Below are 2,866 nucleotides of genomic sequence, written 5' to 3' on the forward strand. Positions count from 1 at the left end.
CTCGGCCAACTGTCTATCGAACTCTCAGCAGAACAGCCTCAACGTTCTTGTTGGGTTCACTCTAAGCGTACGTAAAGTACACTTTCGTGTCGTGACCCCTACACCGACAAACGCCGATATTCCGAAGAATACGGGCGAAACAATTAAACCAAGCAGCACGCCGGTTAGCACTATCGTACCGGCTGTGATCTGCACCTGTCGCATGATTTCCAGCGGTTGTGAGCGATCGACGACGGTGGGTAGTCTTGCCTGCCGCCACGCATCGATACCTCCTTTGAGAATACAGGCCGGTACTCCGTCAGCTGCTGATTCGAGCTGTAAGGTATTGGCAGTAGTGCGCATCCCGGACTTGCAGTGGAATATGATTTGACGACCGTTATGTGGCAGATCACCGATCCGATCGAGCGGCACGTTTATTGCGCCGGGAATATGCTCACGCGCATATTCATCTGCACTGCGGATGTCGACTAGGATTGCGCCCGCAGTGATCGCTGCGCGAGTATCGGCGGGAGAAATAGACGCAAGCGTCATAGTATTAATCCTTGCAATAGAGATAGCAGAGGGGGAGGGCAGCAGCGTTGCTGTGCAGGCGGCCGCTTTTCAGGCGACAGAGAGGACAGTTTAAGGGGATTATCGCGAGGTAAGTGTTTTTAGGCCTTGCCGCCCTGAACAACTTCTAGTTTAGCGCCCGGCTTAGGGATTAGGGCTAATTCCTCTTGTGTAGCGCGGCTACCAAACTCGGCCACATGCCGGTTCATGTAGTAGCGGACGAGACCCGGCCCCCGCATCCCGGCTACCTTTTCGCGCTCGGAAAAAATCGCCCCGAACTTCACCAGTTCTCTCATAATTTCGCTGACATGATCGGCTCTTATTCCAACAGCCTCTGCGATTTCTTCGCGGGTCAGCATGATCTGGCCAGTGTGTGGGAACAGGTGATCGAACAGGAGCGTCCAGACGTCCACGGCCTTCATGGGGCGCTTACTGTTCTTCATCAGCCACAGGGTGACAGCACGGTTCTGTGCGGGACGGATCATAACAAACGGCTCCGTTGTTCCGGGGGCTGGGGTGGTGATGCGTTGAACGGTGACCATGACCCGGCCAAGGGCATCGTGGTCAAAATCTGGATTGTCGAAAAACGGCAGAAGGGCTTGGCGAACCTGTTCGGCCTGATCTTCGCGTAGCCGGTCTTTCTGGGTCTTGAGACGGGTCACATTCCGCATGTGGGAAACCTCTGTATAGGAGATCATTACCTCCCATGTGGTGGGAGCTTATGCTCCCACAGTGTGGGAGGTAATGGCAAGTCATTTTCGGCGGTTCCCCAACGAAAAACGACGATCGGCCAACCCTTAGATATAAATAAGATAAAATCTCTCTCTATGGTCTCTCTCTTTTTTCGGTGGAAAACTGCGATTTTTACGCCAAAAGGGGGGGGGGCAATTATGCACGGCTTAACGTGTGACATCGGAGAACCGGGCAATAGGGTATTTGCTCAGGAAGAGGGAGCGAATGGGACGGTCAGCGGCCCCGCCCTCGGCTATTCTCCCGTGAGCGATTCCGGCCAATTTCTCTGGCTCGTTCCCGTTGAGCCTCAACCGCCTGATCTTGGAGTTTCTGGCGTAGCTGTTGGGCCAGTTTCACGCAGCCCTCGATAACCTTCTCCCGGTACTGGGTTGGAATATCCCTCAGAGCCTTCACAAGAGGCTCCAGACGGCTCTGAAGCTGTTTCAGGCTCTCTCTGTCTTCCTTGGCCCGTTTGGTCGCTGTACGGGCAACTGTGGCGCTCTGAACGGCAGGTTCATAATGCTGCTGAATGGTCTGACTTATGCGTTTTGCCACCTGCTCAGGGTCTTCCACAACACGGGTGAAAATCCCCTTCTTGAGCACCTGCGGTTCTAGGTCGGCAGGGGTCAGGTTTTTGTGCTCGGGTGCGTCCCGTTCCAGCGCCCCGTAGTAGGTTTTCAGCTTGGTATGGGTGGCTTTGCTTCCCTCGATGCCGCGTTCCAGTCCGACAGGGCGTCCCACAACTCGCGCAAAGTCGGTCTGCATTTCGTTCAGGGCCTTGGCACCACCGAGGAACCGGCGGCAATTCAGGCGGCCTGTATCGGGGTCTTTTGGCACCACGTAGGCCGACAGGTGCGGCGTTTTTTCGTCCCGGTGAATGATGGCAGCGATCACGTTGTCCTTGCCGTGCCGTTCCTGAATCCAGCGCAACGCCTCGTTCAGATACGCCTCCTGGTCAGCGTCCCGGTTCTCGAACGCACCAGGTGAGGACGTGACCAGGTATTCGATGCACTGGACGGCGTTCTTGCGGATCTTCTCAGGGAGCGCCTTCTCGAACGCGATCATGCCCTGTTTGACGTTCTGCGGCCCGATCAGGTCATTGTCTGGCGTTCTCGTGGCGTCAGCGTTTGGCGTATCCTGCTCTCGGTAGGCGTGCTTCATGGACGCCATGACGGACTTGGGCGATTTGAGTTTCTGAACCCGAAGAATGGCGAAGTTTGACATGGTGTTTCAGCCACCTTTTTTCAAAAGGTGGACTTACTACACAATTTGCAAGCAAATTGTCGTAAGCGGGACGGAGGACACCCTCCCCATCCCTTGACCCTTCCCCTATAATTTAGACGTCGTTCCAGATATCGAGACAGTCCAAAAACGGGTGAGCAGAATAGTAACCATCAGCCTTTTGAACGCCGGTTCCAAGGCATGACGCGCAGAAGATTGGCCATGCCGCACCATCCTGTTACGCCAGCGAACATTAGTCCTACACGGGATCACGACACGAAAGTGTATTTTACGTACGCTTGGAGTGAACACCTGTAGAACTGGCCACATTGAGGTTCACGCAACAAGTAGGGATGCAGGTACC

The 2,866-nt window shown here is 54.9% G+C and carries 3 protein-coding genes; all 3 read right to left on the reverse strand.

Annotation, left to right across the window (positions count from 1 at the left end; all coding sequences use genetic code 11):
* Positions 1–24: 24 nt before the first annotated feature.
* The 3 genes from CFR79_RS15600 to mobV all read right to left on the reverse strand — a co-directional run bounded on the left by CFR79_RS15600 (position 25) and on the right by mobV (position 2,505).
* Positions 25–531 carry a rhodanese-like domain-containing protein gene (locus tag CFR79_RS15600; protein ID WP_258373668.1) on the reverse strand — a complete coding sequence of 169 codons (507 nt, stop codon included), beginning with the start codon at positions 529–531 and terminating at the stop codon, positions 25–27.
* 119 nt (positions 532–650) lie between these two features.
* Entirely contained in the window at positions 651–1,247 is a 597-nt protein-coding gene (locus CFR79_RS15605) for a helix-turn-helix domain-containing protein (protein WP_258373669.1), read from the reverse strand.
* A gap of 268 nt (positions 1,248–1,515) precedes the next feature.
* Complete coding sequence (gene mobV / locus CFR79_RS15610) at positions 1,516–2,505, reverse strand: MobV family relaxase (RefSeq protein WP_110548475.1); 990 nt, start codon at positions 2,503–2,505, stop codon at positions 1,516–1,518.
* Positions 2,506–2,866: the final 361 nt, after the last annotated feature.

Source organism: Komagataeibacter saccharivorans (assembly GCF_003207825.1).
Classification (GTDB): domain Bacteria; phylum Pseudomonadota; class Alphaproteobacteria; order Acetobacterales; family Acetobacteraceae; genus Komagataeibacter; species Komagataeibacter saccharivorans.